Genomic DNA, 17,650 nt, shown 5'->3' with positions numbered 1-17,650 from the left:
GACCAGGTGCGCGACCAGGTGCGCGACCAGGTGCGCGATCAGATGCGAGGAGCTGCGCCGCTGGCCGAGCCACACACTGGGCAGTCGGGCTGGCGCGGCACCCGCAGCGGCGTCCACTCCATGTTGCGCGCATCCAGCATCAGCAACCGGCCCGCCACGACCGTCCCGGCGCCGCTCAGCAGCTTGATCGCCTCGGCCGCCTGCAGGCTGCCGATGATGCCCACCAGCGGCGCCAGCACGCCCAGGGTGGCGCAGCGCGTTTCCTCGAACTGGCTGTCCGGCGGGAACAGGCAGGCATAGCAGGGCGAGGCGGGGTCGCGTGGGTCGAACACGGCCAGCTGACCGTCCAGCCGGATCGCCGCGCCAGAGACGAGCGGCTTGCGATGGCGCACGCAGGCGGCGTTCACGGCCTGGCGGGTGGCGAAGTTGTCGCAGCAGTCCAGCACCAGGTCGGCATCGGCCACCAGGGCATCGAGCTGCGCGGCATCGGCGCGCAGCGTCACGGTGCGCACGTCCACGTCCGGGTTCAGCGCCGCGACGGCGGTTTTGGCCGACGCCGTCTTGTCCTGGCCCAGCCGCTCCATGCTGTGGGCGATCTGGCGCTGCAGGTTCGTGAGGTCGACCTGGTCGTCGTCCACCAGCGTGATGCGCCCGACGCCGGCGCTGCCCAGGTACAGCGCCACGGGCGAGCCCAGGCCGCCGGCGCCGATCAACAGCGCGTGCGCGGCGAGCAGGCGCTCCTGCCCCTCGATGCCGATCTCGTCGAGCAGGATGTGGCGGGAATAGCGCAGCAGCTGGTCGTCGTTCATGCCCGGCATTCTCATGAAAAACGAAAGCCCCGCAGAGCGGGGCTTCGGGGTTGGCGCGCAATCGCTTTAGTTTTCCTTCTTCTCTTCCGGCCGTTCGGTCTGCGTCTTGCTGATCAGCACCGGGCCACCCTTGAGCTTGGCGATCGCCTGGGCCAGCTGGAAGTCCTTGTCGGAGCCGTATTCAGGCGGGCGGCGCTCGGCCGCGGGCTTCTTGGCTTCTTCTTCCAGCCGCTTGCGGGCCTCCTCGCGTGCCTTTTCGCGGGCCGGGTCCTTCTTTTCCTCGCCCTGGCCGCTCTGCAAATGCTTTTCCAAGTCGGCCTCGCGGGTGCGCAGGGCGGCGAAGGGGCTGCCTTCTGCAGTCTCGTCGACCATCACGTCGGGGATGATGCCCTTGGCCTGGATGGAGTTGCCGCTGGGCGTGTAATAGCGCGCGGTGGTCAGCTTCAGGCCCGTGTCGGGGCCCAGCGGGCGCACCGTCTGCACCGAACCCTTGCCGAAGGTCTGGCTGCCCATGATGGTGGCGCGCTTGTGGTCCTGCAGCGCCCCGGCCACGATCTCGCTGGCCGAAGCCGAGCCTTCGTTGACCAGCACCACGATGGGGACCGTCTTCAGCGCTGCCGGCAGTCTCTTGAGCGGGTCACTGCCGCCGCGGCGCAGGTAGAACTCGGGCGCGGCCTTGTAGGTGAACTTGCTGTCGGCCAGCTGGCCGTTGGTGGAGACCACCGTCACGTTCTCGGGCAGGAACGCGGCGGACACGGCAACGGCCGCGTCCAGCAGGCCGCCGGGGTCGTTGCGCAGATCCAGCACCAGGCCCTTCAGGTTGGGTTCCTGCTTGTAGATCTCTTCGACCTTGCGGGCGAAGTCGTCCACCGTGCGGTCCTGGAACTGGCTCAGGCGGACCCAGGCGTAACCCGGTTCCATGACCTTGCCGCGTACGGACTGGGTGCGGATCTCCTCGCGCGTGATGGTCACCGGGAAGGTGCGGCTCTCGTCCTTGCGGAAGATCGTCAGGTTCACCTTGGTGTTGGGTTCGCCGCGCATGCGCTTGACCGCGTCGTTCAGCGACAGGCCCTTGACGGCCGTGTCGTCGATCCGGGTGATCAGGTCATTGGGCTTCAAGCCGGCACGGAAGGCGGGCGAGCCCTCGATCGGGGAGACCACCTTGACCAGGCCGTCTTCCTGCGTGATCTCGATGCCGACGCCGACGAAGCGGCCGGTCGTGCCTTCGCGGAATTCCTTGAACGACTTCTTGTCAAAGTATTGGGAGTGCGGGTCCAGGCTGGCCACCATGCCGCTGATGGCATCGCTGATCAGCTTTTTCTCGTCCACCGGCTCGACATAGTCGCTCTTGACCATGCCGAACACGGCCGCGAGCTGCTGCAGCTCTTCCAGCGGCAAGGGGGCCATGGCGCCGCGGGCCACCGTCTGCAACGACACGGTGGTCATGGCGCCGGCCAGGGCGCCAGCTGCCACCCAGCCCGCGATCTTCAGTTTTTGACCCATATGAACAATCCTGAACAGTTCCGAAAAGATGAGGTTGGAATCCGCAGACGGACGCCGGTTCCGTTCGTCGAAGCAATAAAAAGGCCTGCTGCGGGCGGCTTGTTCAGCTCTTCTTCTGGCCCTGGGCGGCTACCGCTGCCGCCGCGGCTGCGGCTGCCTGCGCATCGCCCAGATAGTAGTGGCGGATCGGCTTGAGCTCGTCGTCCAGTTCGTAAACCAGTGGTATTCCGTTGGGAATGTTCAGGCCGACGATGTCACCGTCGGAGATGCCGTCCAGGTACTTCACCATCGCGCGGATCGAATTGCCATGCGCGGCGACCACGATGCGACGGCCTGCCTTGATGGCTGGCGCCATGGCCTCGTTCCAGAACGGCATCACGCGCTCGACGGTGTCTTTCAGGCATTCCGTCAGCGGCACCTGCTCGGCCGGCAGCTTGGCGTAGCGGATGTCGCCGCGCTCGCTGCGCGGATCGGTCGCCTCCAGCGAGGGTGGGGGGGTGTCGTAGCTGCGGCGCCAGACCAGCACCTGCGCGTCGCCGTACTGCTTGGCCATGTCGGCCTTGTTCAGCCCCTGCAGTGCACCATAGTGGCGCTCGTTCAGGCGCCAGCTGTGCACCACGGGCAGCCAGGTGCGGTCCATTTCATCCAGCACGTGCCACAGCGTACGGGTGGCGCGCTTGAGTACGCTGGTGTAGGCCACGTCGAACTCGTAGCCCTCGGCGCGCAGCAGACGGCCCGCGGTCTTGGCCTGCTCGATGCCGGTCTCCGTCAGGTCCACGTCGGTCCAGCCGGTGAAACGGTTTTCTAGATTCCAGGTCGATTCGCCGTGGCGGATCAGAACGAGTTTGTGCATGGTGGTCTGAGAAGTGGGGCCGCGAGGCCGGTAAGGGCTTGGCGCGGCCACCGGGGTGGCCGCGTTGGCGGCATTTTAAAATCTATGTGTCCGGCCAGCCGGTCGGCATATGCAACAAGAAGGCTCAGATGAATTTTGTGATCGACAACTGGATGTTGTTTTCGGTGGCGCTGGTGTCTGGCGCCATGCTGGTGTGGCCCATGCTGGCCGGTGCGACCAGCGCCGGCGCGGTGACGCCCAATGGCGCGGTGCAGATGATCAACCGCGAAAAAGCCGTGGTGGTGGATGTCGGCGACGCTGAGGAATATGCCTCTGGTCACATCGTCGGTGCGCGCAATGTGCCGCTGGCCCAGCTCGACGAGCGCCTGCCCGCCACGGTGAAAAACAAGTCGCTGCCGCTGCTGCTGGTCTGCCCGACCGGCGCGCGCGCCAACAAGGCCGTGGCCGCAGCCAAGAAGCTGGGCTACGAGAACGCCCAGGCCATTGGCGGTGGCATGAAGGGTTGGCGGACCGCCGGCCTGCCGGTGGAGAAAGCGTGATGCAAGCCGTCCGCATGTACACCACCGCCGTCTGCCCCTACTGCATCCGCGCCAAGCAGGTGCTCAAGGCCAAGGGCGTGCTGCAGATCGAGGAGATCCGCATCGACACCGACCCGGCGCAGCGCCAGGCCATGATGGAGCAGACCGGCCGGCGCACCGTGCCGCAGATCTTCATCGGCCAGACGCACGTCGGCGGTTGCGACGACCTGATCGCGCTGGACAGCCGTGGCGGCCTGGTGCCGATGCTGCAGGCGGCTTGAGCCATCGGCGGAGTGCCTTGGCGCTCGCGCGCTGCGGTGCCAGGCCCTTCGGGTGGCCGCCAGAGCCCTCCGCCGGGGCCATAATCGCCGGCTGATCGCGCCCGCCGTGGGCTTGACCCGGCGGGCTTTGTTGTGAACCCAGAAAGTATTTGCCATGGCCGAGTCCCAAGATCCCGTCTTCCAGATCCAGCGCGTCTACCTGAAAGAGGCGTCGATCGAACAGCCCAACTCGCCCGCCATCCTGATGCAGCCGGATCAGCCGCAGGTCGACATCCAGCTGGGTGTTGACGGTGGCGCGGTCAGCGAAGGCGTCTTCGAAGTCACCGTGACCGCCACCGTCCACACCCGCGTGGGCGACAAGACGATGTTCCTGGTCGAAGCCAAGCAGGCCGGCATCTTCGAGATCCGCAATCTCTCGCAGGAGCAGATGGGCCCGATCATGGGCATCGCCTGCCCGCAGATCGTCTACCCGTACCTGCGCGGCAATGTGGCCGACCTGATCCAGCGCGCGGGCTTTCCGCCCGTGCACCTGGCGGAAATCAACTTCCAGGCCATGTACGAGCAGCAGCAGGCCCAAGCGGCCGCGGCCAGCAACGGCGCGGCGCCCACGGCGCTGCAGTAAACCAAGTGCGGCGCGCAGCAGTCGGGCGATGAAGATTGCGGTGCTCGGCGCTGGTGCCTGGGGCACTGCGCTGGCCATCAGCGCGTGCCGCCAGAGCGGCGCACACACGGTCTCGCTATGGGCGCGCGATGCGGCCCAGGTGGCCCAATTGCGCAGCGAGCGCGTCAACGCGCGCTACCTGCCCGGTGCCGCCTTGCCCGACACGCTGCAGCTGCATGATGGGCCAGCCCAGGCCCTGTGCGCCGGCCAGGACTTGCTGATCGTCGCCACGCCCATGGCGGCACTGCGCGGCATGCTGCAAACGCTCAGCCCCGCCGGCCTGCCCATGGCCTGGCTGTGCAAGGGATTCGAGGCCGCGGGCGCCGGTGGCCCCGGTGCCAGCCTCGGCATGCTGGGCCATGAGATCCATGAGCAGGTCGCGGCCCCCGGCCACGCCGGCTTCGGGGTGCTGAGCGGCCCCAGTTTTGCCCAGGAAGTGGCCGCCGGCCAGCCGACCGCGCTGGTCGCTGCCAGTGCCGACGCTGCCTTGCGCGAGTTGCTGGTGCAAGCCTTTCACGGCCCCACGTTGCGCATCTACAGCAGCGACGATGTCATCGGCGTGGAAGTCGGCGGCGCCGTCAAGAACGTGCTGGCGATTGCCACCGGGCTTTGCGATGGTCTGGCGCTGGGCTTGAACGCGCGCGCCGCGCTGGTCACGCGTGGCCTGACCGAAATGACCCGTCTGGGCCTGGCGCTGGGCGCCCGCGCCGAAACCTTCATGGGACTGGCCGGCCTGGGCGATCTGGTGCTGACGGCGACTGGCGACCTCAGCCGCAACCGGCAGGTCGGCCAACTGCTGGCGCGCGGCATGAGCTTGTCGCAGGCCGTGGCCTCGCTCGGGCATGTGGCCGAGGGCGTGTACAGCGCGCGCACCGTCGTGCAGCGCGCCCGCGCGGCCGGTGTCGCGATGCCGATTGCCGAAGGGGTGCTGGCCCTGCTCGACGGCCAGGTGCAACCGGCCCAGGCTGTCGCTGCGTTGATGGCGCGGGGCCCGGCGGCCGATGGGGTCTGATCAGGCGGCGGGGCTGTAGGCCAGCCGCACGTAGATCGGCGCGAAAGCCTCGGCCTGCACGATCTCCACCAGCGTCTCCTTGGCCAGCTCCAGCAGCGCGATGAAGGTCACGACCAGCACCGCGCCGCCCTTGGCCGGGTTGAACAGCTCCTCGAACTCCACGAACTTGCGGCCCTGCAGCGCGCGCAGCACCTGGCTCATGTATTCGCGCACAGACAGTTCTTCGCGCGTGATCTTGTGGTGCTGAACCAGCTTGGCGCGCTTCAAGATGTCGCGCCAGGCCTCCTGCAGGTCGGCCAGGTGCACTTCGGGGAACCGTGGCTGCAGCGATTGCTCGATGTAGACCTCGGCCTTCAGGAAGTCACGGCCGAACTGCGGCAGCGCATTGAGCCGCGCGCCGGCCAGCTTCATCTGCTCGTACTCCAGCAGGCGGCGCACCAGCTCTGCGCGTGGGTCTTCCGGCTCCAGGCCCTCGGCCACCTTCTTGGGCGGCAGCAGCATGCGCGATTTGATTTCGATGAGCATCGCCGCCATCAGCAGATACTCGGCCGCCAGCTCCAGGTTGCGGCTGCGGATCTCCTCGACATAGACCAGGTATTGCCGCGTGACCCCGGCCATGGGGATGTCCAGGATGTTGAAGTTCTGCTTGCGGATCAGGTAGAGCAGCAGGTCCAGCGGGCCTTCGAAGGCTTCGAGGAAGACCTCCAGTGCGTCCGGCGGGATGTAGAGATCCTGCGGCATGGCGAACAGCGGTTCGCCATACAGGCGGGCCAGCGCGACCTGGTCGACCACCTCGGGCATGGATGCGGCGCCCGCGCCCGCAGGCCGCAGCAGTTCGGACGTCACGCGTGCAGCGGCTGCGCGATCAGGTGTTGTCGGTCTGGTAGACGTAGGGCTTCTGCGCCACTTGCGCGCTGCGGTACTGCGACCAGGTGGTGCGGTCAACCGCCTTGTCCCACAGCAGGGCGCGGCCGGCGCGCTGGCGCGCTTCCAGGTCGGGCTGCTGTGCTTTCAGCTGGTCGATGAACTGCGTGGCGTCGGATTGGTAGTCGGGGCGGCGAAAGATGGACATAAACTGAACCTCGGTTTCCGCGAATTTTACGGGGGTGGCATGGCGGCTGGTTGGCGAAGAAAAATCTGGTGGGCGGCGGCGCTGTCCACGCTGTTGTTGGCGGCCTGCGATCCGCAGCGCATCGATGCGCTGCAAGAGGGCGTGGCCACCGAGGCCGACGTGCGCAAGCAGTTCGGCGAACCCGAGAAGATCTGGGACGCCCCCGGCGGCGCTCGCACCTTCGAGTACAGCCGCCAACCGGCCGGCCACCGCAACTACATGATCACCATCGGCGCCGACGGCAAGATGAGCGCCCTGCGCCAGGTGCTGACGCCCGAGAACTTCGCCCGTGTGGAGCCCGGCATGATGATGGAAGACGTGCGCAAGATGCTCGGCAAGCCGATGAAGGTCACGCCCTACGAGCTCAAGCGCGAGGTGGTGTACGACTGGCGCTACCTGCAGGGGTCCAACACGTCCATGGTGTTCAGCGTGGTTTTCAATACCGACTACCGCGTGCTGCGCACCGGCTCCATTCCAGACCCTGAAGCACCGGAGAACAAAGTCCAGTAGGGCGCCCTGCTGGGCGGCCGGGCTGCGGTGAGCGCCTGTTCGGGCGGCCGGGCGTGGCTCAGATCTCGGCCGAGGGCCGCTGCTGCGCCAGCTCCGCAGAAAACCCCGAGCGCTCGAACACCTGGCCCGGCTGCTCCTGCAGCGCTTCGACCCGCAGCGTGCCGCCGCGCAGCAGCACCGCCTTGTGCAGCTGGCGCAGCGCGTCCAGGCCCGAGGTGTCCAGCGACACCAGCTGCAGCGCATCCAGCACCACAGTCAAGCCGCGCGGGCCGGATTCCACCTCCTGCATGGCGTGGTCGATCTGCGCGACAGCGCCGAAGAACAGCGCGCCATAGAGCTTGTAGGTGACCACGTCGCCCTCCTGCCCCACGCGCTCGACGCGGAACAGCGCGCTCATGCGCCGAATGAACAGCCCGCAGGCCAACAGCAGCCCCACCTGCACCGCCACCGTCAGGTCGAACACGACCGTCAGCAAGAACGTGCCCAGCATCAGCAACTGGTAGTGGCCGCTGTAGCGGCGCAGATGCGCGAATTCACGCCACTCGCCCATGTTCCAGGCCACATACAGCAGGATGCCGGCCAGCACCGCCAGCGGCACATACAGCGCAAGCGGCGCCGCCACCAGCACCACCAGCAGCAGCGTCAGCGCATGCACCATGCCGGCCACCGGCGAGGTGCCGCCCGAACGCACGTTGGTCACGGTGCGGGCGATGGTGCCGGTGGCCGGCATGCCGCCGAAGAACGGCGTGATGATGTTCGCCACGCCCTGGGCCATCAGTTCCTGGTTCGGGTCGTGTCGGGGCAGGCCCGACATCTGGTCGGCGACGCGCGCGCAGAGCAGCGACTCGATGGCGCCCAGCAGCGCAATCGTCAGCGTGGGCGTCAGCAGCAGCTTGACCGTCTCCCATGAGAAGGCCGGCAACGCAAACGCGGGCGCGCCCTGCGGAATGCTGCCGAAGCGCGAGCCGATGGTCTCCACCGGCAAGTTCAGTGCCCAGGCCGCCACGGTCAACGACACCAGCGCGACGATCGGCCCCGGCATGCGCGAGGCCGCGTTCAGCGCACGCTGTTCCACCTTCGAACTGGCCACGCTGTGCAGCACCGTGTGCACTGCCTGGTTCAGGCGCGAGGTGTCGGCGAACAGGCGCGGCCAGATCAACAGGCCTAACAAGCTGATCAGCCCCAGCGCGCAGGCGTAGAGGTTCACGCTGTGCAGGTGCGAGCCGATGGCGTTCAGCTGGGCGAAGAAGTCCGCCGGCATCTTGGCGATCGACAGGCCCAGGAAATCCTTGACCTGCGACAAGGCGATCAGCACGGCGATGCCGTTGGTGAAGCCGATCACGATGCTGACCGGCACAAAGCGCACCAGCCGCCCCAGGCGGAACAGGCCCATCAGGAACAGCAGCACGCCCGCGCAGGCGGTGGAGATCAGCAGGTTGGCCAGGCCATAGCGCTCGACGATGCCGTAGACGATGACGATGAAGGCGCCGGCCGGCCCGCCGATCTGCACGTGCGAGCCGCCCAGCAGCGAGATCAGGAAGCCGGCGATGATGGCCGTCCAGATGCCGGCCTCGGGCTTGAGCCCGGAGGCGATGGCAAACGCCATGGCCAGCGGCAGCGCGACGATGCCCACCGTGACACCGGCGCCCACGTCCTTCAGCAGCCGCTCGCGCTTGTAGCCCTGAAGCACATCGAGCAGACGAGGGCGAAAGCGCGCGAGCTGGATGGGGGGCGACATGGGGTTGCATTGTGGCCTCCCCATCCGTATTTTTGGCGCCTGGGCGCCGGCTGCGCAGCGGCCGTCAGTCCGTTGCGCGCAACACTGTCGCGTTCGGCAACACGGTGCCTTCGCAGGCACCGAACCCGATGCGCGCCGCGCCCGGCCGCTCGCACCAGCCGCGCAGCACCACGCTGTCGCCATCCTCCAGCCAGGTGCGCGTCTCGCCGTTGGGCAGTTGCACCGGTTGCTTGCCGCCCGAGGTCAGCTCGATCAGCGCACCGGCCTGGTCCAGCGTCGGGCCGGACAGGGTGCCCGTTCCCAGGAAATCGCCGCTCTGCAGGTTGCAGCCGTTCACGGTGTGGTGCGTCACCATCTGGGCCACCGTCCAGTAGGCGTGGCGGTAGCTGGTCTGCACGATCTGCGCCGGCGCCGCGCCCGTCGCGCGCATGGCCTTGGTCTGCAGGTCGACGGCGAGCTGGATGTCGAACGCGCCGGCTGCACGGTTGTGGGCCGAGTCCAGATACGGCAAGGGCTGCGGGTCCGCAGCCGGGCGCTCGAACGCCACCCGGTATGGCGCCAGCGCCTGCAGCGTGACGATCCACGGCGAGATCGTCGTGGCGAAATTCTTCGACAGGAACGGCCCCAACGGCTGGTATTCCCAACCCTGGATGTCGCGCGCCGACCAGTCGTTGAGCAGGCACAGGCCGAACACATGGTCTTCGGCCTGTGCCATGTCGATCGGCTCGCCCAGCGCGTTGCCGGCGCCGATAAACACGCCCAGCTCCAGCTCGATGTCCAGCCGCTGGCAGGGGCCGAGCGTGGGCGCGGTGGCGCCGGGCGCCATGGCCTGGCCCATGGGCCGGCGGAAGCGCTGGCCCGACACGCCGATGCTGGAGGCCCGGCCGTGGTAGCCGATCGGCACCCATTTGTAGTTGGCGAGCAGCGGGTTGTCGGGGCGGAACTGCTTGCCGATGTTGGTGGCGTGGTGCACGGACGTGTAGAAGTCCGTGTAGTCGCCGATGCGGGCCGGAACAGAGTATTCAGCCTCGGCTTGCGGCACCAGGCAGGCACGCCATGCGGCTTGGTGCGGTGTGCCGACGCGCAGCCCGGCCGACAGTGCGTGGCGCAACGCGCTCCAGGCCGCCGGGCCGAGTGCCATCAGCGCATTCAGCTGCGCCTGGCTGGCTGCCTCTGCGGCCGTGGCGGCCAGGCCCTGCAGCGTGCCGCTGCGGTGCAGGGCGGCCAGGTCCAGCACCTGGTCGCCGATGGCTACACCGCCCCGGTACGGCTCGGCAGAACCCTCGCGGCGAAAGCTGGCAAAGGGCAGGTTCTGGATCGGGAAGTCCGAGCCGCTCTCGTGGGCCGATGCGACCCAGCTGCGCAGGCCAACGTCGTGCGTGGCGTCGATCATGCAGTTCCTCCGAACTCCTTGGCATGCAGGAACGCCGCATGCTTGGGCGCACGCTTGGTCTTGGACCAGTCCTCCAGCATGTCCCACTTCACGGCATCGAGCCTCTGGATCATGGCCTCCTCCTGCGGGTCCGGGCACGCCAGTTCCACGCGGTGGCCATTCGGGTCGAAGAAGTAGATCGAGTGGAACGCGCCGTGGTCCGTCACGCCCAACACCGGCACGCCCTTGGCTTGCAGGTGCGCTTTGAATTCCAGCAGCTCGGCGCGGTCCTTCACGCGAAAGGCGATGTGCTGCACCCAATCCGGCGTGTTCGGGTCGCGGCCCATGGGCGGCTGCGTGGGCAGCTCGAAGAAGGCCAGCACGTTGCCCTGGCCGGCGTCCAGGAAGACGTGCATGTACGGGTCGGGCGCCTTGGTCGAGGGCACCAGGTCTTCGGCAATCGCCAGCACGAAATCCATGTGCAGCATGTCGCCATACCAGAGCACGGTTTCCTTGGCGTCCTTGCAGCGGTAGGCGACGTGGTGGATGCGGTCGATTTTCATGAGAGGGCTCCTGGTTGCATGTCGGTTCGGGTCTCGTCGATGGCCTGCACTTCGATCTCCACCGCCACGCCAAACGCCAGCTGCGCCTGCACCAGGCTGCGCACCGGGAAGCGGCCTTCCTGAAAGTAGCTGCGGTAGACCGCGTTGAAGGCGGCGAAGTCGGCCAGGTCGCGCAGCCAGACCGTGGCCTTGACGACGCCGTGCAGCGAGCTGCCCAGGCCGTCGAGCGTGCTCGCGATGCTGCGCAGCACGGCGTGGGTTTGCTCTTCGATGCTGCCGGTGTGCGGCTTGCCGGCCGCGTCGAACGGGATCTGGCCGGACAGCATCAGCAGGCCGCCTGCGCGCACGGCGGTAGAGAACGGCATGGGGCCGGGCGCGGGGTAGAAGACGGGGGTGGATGGCATGGCAGTTCCTCAGGCGACTTGCTGCATGGGTTGCAGGGCCTGGGGCGGCGTCACGAACCGATAGGCCGCATACAGCGCCCCGATCCACACCGGGATTGCCAGCGCCGAACCGCGGATGGCCGGCGTCAGCAGCATCACACCGATGACCAGCGCCATGGCGGCCAGGCAGATGTAGTTGGACACCGGTGCGAACGGCGCGCGGAACGCCAGCTGCAGGTTGCTGCTGCGCGCAGCCTGGCGAAAGCGCAGGTGCGTGACGATGATGACGACCCAGGTGATGACCAGCGCGGCGACGATCAGCGACATCAGCAGCTCGATCAGCCCATCGGGCGCCACGTAGTTCAACACCACGCACAGGCCGGTGGCGATGCCCGGGTAGACGATGGCGCGCACCGGCACACCGCGCTTGTTGACCTGCATCAGCGACTTGGGCGCATTGCCTTCACTGGCCATGCCGTAGAGCAGTCGGCTGTTGCTATAGACCATGCTGTTGTAGACCGACAGCGTGGCCGTCAGGATGACGAAGTTCAACACGTGAGCCGCCAGGTTCTGGCCGATGCCCGAGATCACCAGCACGAAGGGGCTGTTGCTATAGGTGTCGCCGCCGGCCTTGAGCTGCGCGACCAGGTCCGTCCAGGGCGTCAGCGACAGCAGCACCGCCATGGAGCCGACATAGAAGATCAGCACGCGCCAGACCAGCTGGTTGATGGCCTTGGGAATCACCTTGCGCGGCTGCTCGGTCTCGGCCGCTGCGAAGCCCAGCATCTCGACACCGCCGAACGCGAACATGATGAAGGCCAGCGACATGACCAGGCCCGAGATGCCGTTGGGCATGAAGCCGCCGTGCGTCCACAGGTTGCTGACGCTCTGCGTCGGGTTGCTGGTGGTCGACAGCAGGTAGATGCCGGTGCCGATCATGGCCACCACGGCGACGACCTTGATCAGCGCGAACCAGAACTCGAACTCCCCGTAGGCCTTCACGTTGATGAAGTTCACCGCGTTGATCACCACGAAGAACACCGCGGCCGTGGCCCAGGTCGGGATCTCGGGCCACCAGTACTGGATGAACTTGCCGCACGCCGTCAGTTCCAGCATGCCGACCAGCACGTACAGCGCGACGCAGTTCCAACCCGACAGGAAGCCTGCGAACCGGCCGAGGTGCCGGTTGGCAAAGTAGCTGAACGAGCCGGCGTTGGGCGCCTCGACCAGCATCTCGCCCAGGAACCGCATGATCAGAAAGATCAGCGCGCCGGCGATCGCGTAACCCAGCAGCACGGATGGGCCGGCCATCTCGATGATGCCGGCGGAGCCCAGGAACAGGCCGGTGCCGATGGTGCCGCCCAGCGCGATGAGCTGGATGTGGCGGCTCTGCAGCTTGCGCTCCAGATGGCCGTTGGTGGTGGGGGTCATGGCGTGGTGCTCCTGTGTGCGCACGTAGCGCAGGGGGCGAACGGGTGGGTCATGGAGTCGTCTCCTCGGGTCAAGGGGTGGGGGTGGTTGCCGGGGGCTTGTGGCCCCCGTGGGGGGAATTACTGTTCGGCCTTGCCGCGCCACATGTCCCAGGCCAGCGTGAGGCCCACGCCGACATCGCGCACCGGGCGCGGGGGGATGTAGTTGGCCGTGCCCTGGACCAGGAAGTCGTCGATCAGCGGGTTCTTGTGGCCCAGCGCGTGGTCGGCGATCAGCATGCCGGCCGCCGTGTGGCGCACGATGCCCGAGCCGTTGCAGCACGAGGCAGCCCACGCCTGCGGGCCGATCTGGTCGAAGGCCGGCGCGTGGTTGTGCGAGACCGCCAGCCAACCCATCCAGAAGTGCTCCAGCTCGATGGCGCCGAGCTGCGGGAAGCGGCGGCGCAGCAGCTCCAGGTTCATGGCGCGGGCCTCGTCGCGCCGCACGTCGTCCGTGCGCAGCGTGGGCGAATACTCGAAGCCCTGGCGGATCATCAGCCGCTTGTCGGCCGTCAGACGTACGGTGGAGCCGGCCACGCCGTGCGCAGGTGTCACGCCCCAGATCGGTTCCGTGCCGAGTTGGGCCATCTGCGCCGTGTTCAGGCGGTGCGTCAGGCTGGCGAACAGCAGCACCGGCACCTGGCGCTCGCGGAACACACCGAAGGATTGCGAATAGGCGTTGACCGTCAGGATCACGCGGCCGGCGCGGATACGGCGGCCCTGGGCCGTGCGCACATAGGGGTTGGCGCCCTTCAGTTCGACCTCGACCACCGGCGTGTTCTCGTACAGCTGCACCTGTTCCGGCAGGCTGTCGGCCAGGCCGCGCACCAGCGCCGCAGGGTTCAGCAGCCGCGTGCCGGGGGTGTAGACGCCGGCTGCGTAGTAGCTGGTGCCCAGCCGCTTGCGCAGCGCATCGCGGTCGAGGTAGGCGTAGGGCTCGGCCCAGGCGTCCAGGTTGCGGGTGTAGGGCTTGAGCGCGTCTGCCGCGACCTCGTCGGTCACGGCCACGTGGTAGCGCCCGCGCCGCGCCCAGTCGCACTGGATGCGGTGCTCGGTCACCAGGCGTTCCAGCGCGTCCATGGCGAAGCGGTTGACCTTGATGACGCGGCGGCCCTCTTCGACGGCGGAATCCGATGGGGCCGAGCTGTGCGGCAGGTCGATGGCAAAACCGGAGTTGCGGCCCGAGGCGTTTTCGCCCACCACGCCGGCATCGACCACGGCGATGCTGGCGTGCGGCTCCTGTTTGGCCAGCTGCCGTGCGGCGGCCAGGCCGGCATACCCGGCGCCGATGACGAGAAAGTCCACCTCCAGGTCCTGCTGCAACGGCGCGCTTGGCTGGCGCGGGGCGAGCAGGGCGCTCCAGCCGTTGGTGTTGTCGTCGATGGGCAAGCGGTCGATATCGCGGGGCATGGGTAGTTTCCGGAAGGGGTGGCGCCTTGTGGGCGAGTCCGGAAATTGTGCAGTATCAATAACTTATTATTGTTTAGTAGTTAGCCCTATGGACAAGCTTTTGGAAAGCAGATATGCGCGAAGGGCTTGCGGGCGCCGCCTCCATATCAATTTATTATTTGTGCATGACCCTCCGCCGCAGCAGCACACCTTTGGACGAAACCCGTGTGCGCACACCGCAGAGCGAGCGTGTGGAGGTCACCCGCCGCAAGATCATCGACGCCGCGCTGACGCTGTTGCGCGAGGAGGGCTTCAAGAGCGCCACGCTTCAGGCCATCGCGCGGCGTGCCGAGGTGAGCATGGGGGCGCTGCAGCACCATTTCGAGAGCCGGGACGTGTTGATGGAGCACCTGGTGGCCGAGGTGATGGCGCCGCTGGGCGACCAGGGCGGCGTCTGGCCCGACCCGGCGCTGCCGTTGCCCGAGCGCGCGCAGCAGTTCGTCGAGCGCGCCTGGCAACACATCTTCGGCGCGCCCAACTACCAGACGGCCTGGAGCCTGTTCTTCGGCTGCAAGGCCATCCCCTCGTTGTTCGCGCGCATCGAAAACTACCGCGAAGAGGTCGACCGGGGCTTCTACACCCAGTTTTTCACGGCCTTCCCCGAACTGCTCACGCACCCGCACCGGCAAGGCGTGGCGTCGGTGGTGTTCTCATCGCTGCGTGGCGCGGCCGTGCAGGAGCTGTTCACGGTCGATGCGGCGGAGAAGGAAGGCAGCTTGGTGGTGCTGGCCGAATTGATCGTCGGGGCTTGCGTGCACCATGCACATTGAAGGGCGAGGTTCCTGCGCTCAACCGGTCAGCACGACGCGCCGTCGACAGGGCCGAGGGTATCGGGTGGCCCCTGCAGCGAAATAAAGTGGAGGTACGCGCCCAGCGCGGACCGGGGGACATTCGCGGAAGGGGCCACCCGGTGGCCTCGGCCCGCCGCCCACAGGCTTGGCAGCGAGCCTGAACCAACCAAGGCCGCCAGGAGAGCCAGCTATTCGTCCGTGGGCGTAGACGTCGGCGTCACCGCATCCACCGCCGCGCCCACGGCCTTGCCTGTCAGCTTGACCGTGCCCACAGCGACGTCGGCCGCCACGCCGACCACCGTGGCACCCACTCCCACCACGGCACCGGCGACCGTGACCACGGCGCACCCGCCCAGCAGCAGGCTGCACAGGGCGGCGATGACGGCGGCGCGTGTCATCACCGCACCCGCATGCCTGGCTGTGCGCCGGGCCAGGGTTCCAGCACGTGGATGCCGGGCTGGGTTTTCTCGTCCGCGTGGCTGGCGGCCAGCACCATGCCTTCGCTGATGCCAAACTTCATCTTGCGCGGCGCCAGGTTGGCCACCAGCACCGTCAGCTTGCCGACCAGTTGCTCGGGCTGGTAGGCGCTGGCGATGCCGCTGAAGACATTGCGGGTCGTGCCCTCGCCGGCATCCAGCGTCAGGCGCAGTAGCTTGGTCGAGCCCTCGACCTTCTCGCAGGCCACGATCCTGGCGATGCGCAGGTCGATCTTGGCGAAGTCGTCGATGCCGATGGTGGGGGCGATCTCCTCGCCGCCGGGCAACAGCTGCTCGGGCTCGGCCGCAGCGGGCGGCTCGAACAGGGCGTCCAGCTGCTTGATGTCCACGCGTTGCATCAGGTGCTGGTAGCTGCCGATCTGGTGGCCCGGTCCCAGCAGGAGCGCCGCGTCGCTGAACTGTTCGGGCGGCACGATCAGGAAATGGGCCACCTCGGCCGCCACCTGCGGCAAGATGGGCTTCAGATAGATCGCCAGCAGGCGGAAGGCCTCGATGCAGACCGTGCAGACCTCCTGCAGCCGAGCGGTGTGATCGGGCTGCTTCGCCAGGTCCCAGGGCTTGTTGGCATCGATGTAGGCGTTGACGCGGTCCGCCAGCGCCATGACCTCGCGCACCACGCGCGCTGTGTCGCGCACCTCGTAGTGCTGGGCCAGCGGGGCGGCTTCGTCCTGCAACAACTGCAGCAGCGCGCGGCCCTCGGGCGGCACCTCGCCCAGCCGGCCGTCAAAACGCTTGGACAGGAAGCCGGCCGCGCGCGAGGCGATGTTCACGAACTTGCCGATCAGGTCGGCGTTCACGCGCGCCATGAAGTCGTCGCGGTTGAAGTCGATGTCCTCGTTGCGCCCGTTCAGCTTGGCCGCCAGGTAGTAGCGCAGCCACTCCGGGTTCATGCCCAGGTCCAGGTACTTCAGCGGGTCCAGGCCGGTGCCGCGGCTCTTGCTCATCTTCTCGCCGTTGTTGACGGTGAGGAAGCCGTGCACGCAGATCTTGTCGGGCGTCTTGCGGCCGCTGAACTTCAGCATCGCCGGCCAGAACAGCGTGTGGAAGGTCACGATGTCCTTGCCGATGAAGTGCACCTGCTCCAGCGACGGGTCGGCCATGTGCGCGGCGTAGTCGCGGCCGGTCTTGTCCAGCAGGTTCTTCAGCGAAGCCAGGTAGCCGATGGGGGCATCCAGCCACACATAGAAGTACTTGCCCGGTGCGTCCGGAATCTCGATGCCGAAGTAGGGCGCATCGCGCGAGATGTCCCAGTCGCCCAGGCCCTCGCTGGTGCTGCCGTCGGCGTTGGTCCGCACGGTGAACCATTCCTTGACCTTGTTCGCCACCTCGCTCTGCACGTGCCGGCCGTTCTGCGTCCAGTCCTGCAGAAACTCCACGCAGCGAGCGTCCGAAAGTTTGAAGAAGAAGTGTTCGGAGTTCTTCAGCACCGGCTGCGCGCCGGACAGCGCCGAATAGGGCGCGATCAGATCGGTCGGCGCGTAGACCGTGCCGCAAACCTCGCAGTTGTCACCGTACTGGTCCTTGGCGTGGCACTTGGGGCATTCGCCCTTGATGTAGCGGTCCGGCAGGAACATGCCCTTGTCGGGGTCGAAGAACTGCTCGATGGTGCGCGTCTCGATCAGTCCGTTCGCCTTCAGATCGCGGTAGATCGCCTGGGCCAGTTCCGTGTTCTCCGGGCTGTGCGTGGAATGCCAGTTGTCAAATCGGATATGAAAGCCGTCCAGATACTGCTGACGGCCGGCGGCGATGGCGCCGACGAAGGCCTCGGGCGTCTGGCCAGCCTTCTCGGCCGCAATCATGATCGGCGCGCCGTGCGCGTCGTCGGCGCCCACGAAGTCCACTTGCGCGCCCTGCATCCGTTGGTGCCGCACCCAGATGTCGGCCTGGATGTACTCCATGATGTGGCCGATGTGGAACTTGCCGTTCGCGTAGGGCAGGGCGGTGGTGACGAAGAGTTTGCGTTGGGTCATGAGAGGCGCGGGCAGAAGAGCCTTGGATTCTAGGAGTGTGCGGGGCCGGTGACCTGCCCTCGGGCCCACGCCGTGCCAGCCTGGCCGGCGCTCATTCGGTCTAGAACTTGACAAATTCGAGGCCTGATTTGGTCCCGCTTTGTTACGATCTGCCGTGGTA

At 67.2% G+C, this 17,650-nt stretch carries 19 protein-coding genes; 6 read left to right on the top strand and 13 right to left on the bottom strand.

Annotated elements, in window-relative coordinates; genetic code table 11:
• Positions 1-38 precede the first annotated feature (38 nt).
• From AC099J_RS11535 to gpmA, 3 genes are all read right to left on the bottom strand, one after another.
• Positions 39-809 (bottom strand): HesA/MoeB/ThiF family protein, encoded by a 771-nt coding sequence (locus AC099J_RS11535; protein ID WP_479615376.1) that lies wholly within the window; start codon positions 807-809, stop codon positions 39-41.
• 66 nt (positions 810-875) lie between these two features.
• The gene (locus AC099J_RS11530; protein WP_479615375.1) at positions 876-2,312 is read right to left on the bottom strand and encodes a S41 family peptidase; all 1,437 of its coding nucleotides are present in this window, start codon (positions 2,310-2,312) and stop codon (positions 876-878) included.
• Positions 2,313-2,415: 103 nt separating this feature from the next.
• Positions 2,416-3,165, bottom strand: a complete 750-nt coding sequence (gene gpmA, locus AC099J_RS11525) for a 2,3-diphosphoglycerate-dependent phosphoglycerate mutase (RefSeq protein WP_479615374.1) — start codon at positions 3,163-3,165, stop codon at positions 2,416-2,418.
• 128 nt (positions 3,166-3,293) lie between these two features.
• Between gpmA and AC099J_RS11520 the strand changes: the two genes are divergently transcribed.
• The 4 genes from AC099J_RS11520 to AC099J_RS11505 all read left to right on the top strand — a co-directional run bounded on the left by AC099J_RS11520 (position 3,294) and on the right by AC099J_RS11505 (position 5,637).
• Positions 3,294-3,704, top strand: a complete 411-nt coding sequence (locus AC099J_RS11520) for a rhodanese-like domain-containing protein (RefSeq protein WP_479615373.1) — start codon at positions 3,294-3,296, stop codon at positions 3,702-3,704.
• The gene (gene grxC / locus AC099J_RS11515) at positions 3,704-3,964 is read left to right on the top strand and encodes a glutaredoxin 3 (RefSeq protein ID WP_479615372.1); all 261 of its coding nucleotides are present in this window, start codon (positions 3,704-3,706) and stop codon (positions 3,962-3,964) included. Before AC099J_RS11520 ends, grxC begins: the two co-directional genes overlap by 1 nt.
• Positions 3,965-4,118: 154 nt before the next feature.
• Positions 4,119-4,586, top strand: a complete 468-nt coding sequence (secB, locus tag AC099J_RS11510) for a protein-export chaperone SecB (RefSeq protein ID WP_479615371.1) — start codon at positions 4,119-4,121, stop codon at positions 4,584-4,586.
• A 28-nt stretch (positions 4,587-4,614) separates the two neighbouring features.
• Positions 4,615-5,637, top strand: a complete 1,023-nt coding sequence (locus tag AC099J_RS11505) for an NAD(P)H-dependent glycerol-3-phosphate dehydrogenase (RefSeq protein ID WP_479615370.1) — start codon at positions 4,615-4,617, stop codon at positions 5,635-5,637.
• Here AC099J_RS11505 and AC099J_RS11500 read toward each other — a convergent pair whose 3' ends face one another.
• Together AC099J_RS11500 and AC099J_RS11495 are read right to left on the bottom strand one after the other, a co-directional pair.
• A complete protein-coding gene (locus tag AC099J_RS11500) occupies positions 5,638-6,438 on the bottom strand; it encodes a segregation and condensation protein A (protein WP_479615476.1) in 801 nt (266 codons plus the stop codon). It abuts the gene before it with no gap.
• Positions 6,439-6,502: 64 nt separating this feature from the next.
• Positions 6,503-6,709, bottom strand: coding sequence for a DUF3460 family protein (locus AC099J_RS11495; protein WP_479615369.1), 207 nt, complete (start codon positions 6,707-6,709; stop codon positions 6,503-6,505).
• A 39-nt stretch (positions 6,710-6,748) separates the two neighbouring features.
• Between AC099J_RS11495 and bamE the strand changes: the two genes are divergently transcribed.
• Positions 6,749-7,258, top strand: a complete 510-nt coding sequence (bamE, locus tag AC099J_RS11490; protein WP_479615368.1) for an outer membrane protein assembly factor BamE domain-containing protein — start codon at positions 6,749-6,751, stop codon at positions 7,256-7,258.
• 58 nt (positions 7,259-7,316) lie between these two features.
• On the opposite strand, the gene AC099J_RS11485 is transcribed toward bamE, so the two are convergent.
• From AC099J_RS11485 to AC099J_RS11460, 6 genes are all read right to left on the bottom strand, one after another.
• The gene (locus AC099J_RS11485) at positions 7,317-8,996 is read right to left on the bottom strand and encodes a SulP family inorganic anion transporter (RefSeq protein ID WP_479615367.1); all 1,680 of its coding nucleotides are present in this window, start codon (positions 8,994-8,996) and stop codon (positions 7,317-7,319) included.
• Positions 8,997-9,060: 64 nt separating this feature from the next.
• Positions 9,061-10,389, bottom strand: a complete 1,329-nt coding sequence (gene fahA, locus AC099J_RS11480) for a fumarylacetoacetase (RefSeq protein ID WP_479615366.1) — start codon at positions 10,387-10,389, stop codon at positions 9,061-9,063.
• Complete coding sequence (locus AC099J_RS11475; protein ID WP_479615365.1) at positions 10,386-10,931, bottom strand: VOC family protein; 546 nt, start codon at positions 10,929-10,931, stop codon at positions 10,386-10,388. The genes fahA and AC099J_RS11475 overlap by 4 nt, the downstream gene beginning before the upstream one ends.
• Positions 10,928-11,335: a RidA family protein gene (locus tag AC099J_RS11470; protein WP_479615364.1), complete on the bottom strand. Its 408-nt coding sequence runs from the start codon at positions 11,333-11,335 to the stop codon at positions 10,928-10,930. The genes AC099J_RS11475 and AC099J_RS11470 overlap by 4 nt, the downstream gene beginning before the upstream one ends.
• A gap of 9 nt (positions 11,336-11,344) precedes the next feature.
• Positions 11,345-12,745 carry an amino acid permease gene (locus tag AC099J_RS11465; protein ID WP_479615363.1) on the bottom strand — a complete coding sequence of 467 codons (1,401 nt, stop codon included), beginning with the start codon at positions 12,743-12,745 and terminating at the stop codon, positions 11,345-11,347.
• 119 nt (positions 12,746-12,864) lie between these two features.
• Positions 12,865-14,193, bottom strand: a complete 1,329-nt coding sequence (locus tag AC099J_RS11460) for an NAD(P)/FAD-dependent oxidoreductase (RefSeq protein WP_479615362.1) — start codon at positions 14,191-14,193, stop codon at positions 12,865-12,867.
• A 164-nt stretch (positions 14,194-14,357) separates the two neighbouring features.
• Here AC099J_RS11460 and AC099J_RS11455 point away from each other — a divergent pair, with 164 nt between their 5' ends.
• Positions 14,358-15,002, top strand: coding sequence for a TetR/AcrR family transcriptional regulator (locus AC099J_RS11455; RefSeq protein WP_479615361.1), 645 nt, complete (start codon positions 14,358-14,360; stop codon positions 15,000-15,002).
• 209 nt (positions 15,003-15,211) lie between these two features.
• Here AC099J_RS11455 and AC099J_RS11450 read toward each other — a convergent pair whose 3' ends face one another.
• Together AC099J_RS11450 and metG are read right to left on the bottom strand one after the other, a co-directional pair.
• Positions 15,212-15,421, bottom strand: a complete 210-nt coding sequence (locus AC099J_RS11450; RefSeq protein ID WP_479615360.1) for a hypothetical protein — start codon at positions 15,419-15,421, stop codon at positions 15,212-15,214.
• Positions 15,421-17,490, bottom strand: coding sequence for a methionine--tRNA ligase (metG, locus tag AC099J_RS11445; protein ID WP_479615359.1), 2,070 nt, complete (start codon positions 17,488-17,490; stop codon positions 15,421-15,423). Before metG ends, AC099J_RS11450 begins: the two co-directional genes overlap by 1 nt.
• Between the last annotated feature and the right edge of the window lie 160 nt (positions 17,491-17,650).

The sequence above is a fragment of the Rhodoferax sp. RT4P68 genome (genome assembly GCF_056521305.1).
Note: the sequence above shows the minus strand (reverse complement) of the source record. Positions and strands in the feature narration are given on the sequence as shown.

Excerpts from the sequence above, each read along its gene's own strand:
- AC099J_RS11495 (WP_479615369.1), bottom strand. The coding sequence starts at position 6,709 with ATGTCCATCTTTCGCCGCCCCGACTACCAATCCGACGCCACGCAGTTC.
- gpmA (WP_479615374.1), bottom strand. The coding sequence starts at position 3,165 with ATGCACAAACTCGTTCTGATCCGCCACGGCGAATCGACCTGGAATCTA.
- secB (WP_479615371.1), top strand. The coding sequence starts at position 4,119 with ATGGCCGAGTCCCAAGATCCCGTCTTCCAGATCCAGCGCGTCTACCTG.
- AC099J_RS11520 (WP_479615373.1), top strand. The coding sequence starts at position 3,294 with ATGAATTTTGTGATCGACAACTGGATGTTGTTTTCGGTGGCGCTGGTG.
- bamE (WP_479615368.1), top strand. The coding sequence starts at position 6,749 with ATGGCGGCTGGTTGGCGAAGAAAAATCTGGTGGGCGGCGGCGCTGTCC.
- AC099J_RS11505 (WP_479615370.1), top strand. The coding sequence starts at position 4,615 with ATGAAGATTGCGGTGCTCGGCGCTGGTGCCTGGGGCACTGCGCTGGCC.
- AC099J_RS11475 (WP_479615365.1), bottom strand. The coding sequence starts at position 10,931 with ATGAAAATCGACCGCATCCACCACGTCGCCTACCGCTGCAAGGACGCC.
- fahA (WP_479615366.1), bottom strand. The coding sequence starts at position 10,389 with ATGATCGACGCCACGCACGACGTTGGCCTGCGCAGCTGGGTCGCATCG.
- AC099J_RS11530 (WP_479615375.1), bottom strand. The coding sequence starts at position 2,312 with ATGGGTCAAAAACTGAAGATCGCGGGCTGGGTGGCAGCTGGCGCCCTG.
- AC099J_RS11450 (WP_479615360.1), bottom strand. The coding sequence starts at position 15,421 with ATGACACGCGCCGCCGTCATCGCCGCCCTGTGCAGCCTGCTGCTGGGC.
- AC099J_RS11455 (WP_479615361.1), top strand. The coding sequence starts at position 14,358 with ATGACCCTCCGCCGCAGCAGCACACCTTTGGACGAAACCCGTGTGCGC.
- AC099J_RS11535 (WP_479615376.1), bottom strand. The coding sequence starts at position 809 with ATGAACGACGACCAGCTGCTGCGCTATTCCCGCCACATCCTGCTCGAC.
- metG (WP_479615359.1), bottom strand. The coding sequence starts at position 17,490 with ATGACCCAACGCAAACTCTTCGTCACCACCGCCCTGCCCTACGCGAAC.
- grxC (WP_479615372.1), top strand. The coding sequence starts at position 3,704 with ATGCAAGCCGTCCGCATGTACACCACCGCCGTCTGCCCCTACTGCATC.
- AC099J_RS11500 (WP_479615476.1), bottom strand. The coding sequence starts at position 6,438 with ATGCCCGAGGTGGTCGACCAGGTCGCGCTGGCCCGCCTGTATGGCGAA.
- AC099J_RS11460 (WP_479615362.1), bottom strand. The coding sequence starts at position 14,193 with ATGCCCCGCGATATCGACCGCTTGCCCATCGACGACAACACCAACGGC.
- AC099J_RS11485 (WP_479615367.1), bottom strand. The coding sequence starts at position 8,996 with ATGTCGCCCCCCATCCAGCTCGCGCGCTTTCGCCCTCGTCTGCTCGAT.
- AC099J_RS11465 (WP_479615363.1), bottom strand. The coding sequence starts at position 12,745 with ATGACCCCCACCACCAACGGCCATCTGGAGCGCAAGCTGCAGAGCCGC.
- AC099J_RS11470 (WP_479615364.1), bottom strand. The coding sequence starts at position 11,335 with ATGCCATCCACCCCCGTCTTCTACCCCGCGCCCGGCCCCATGCCGTTC.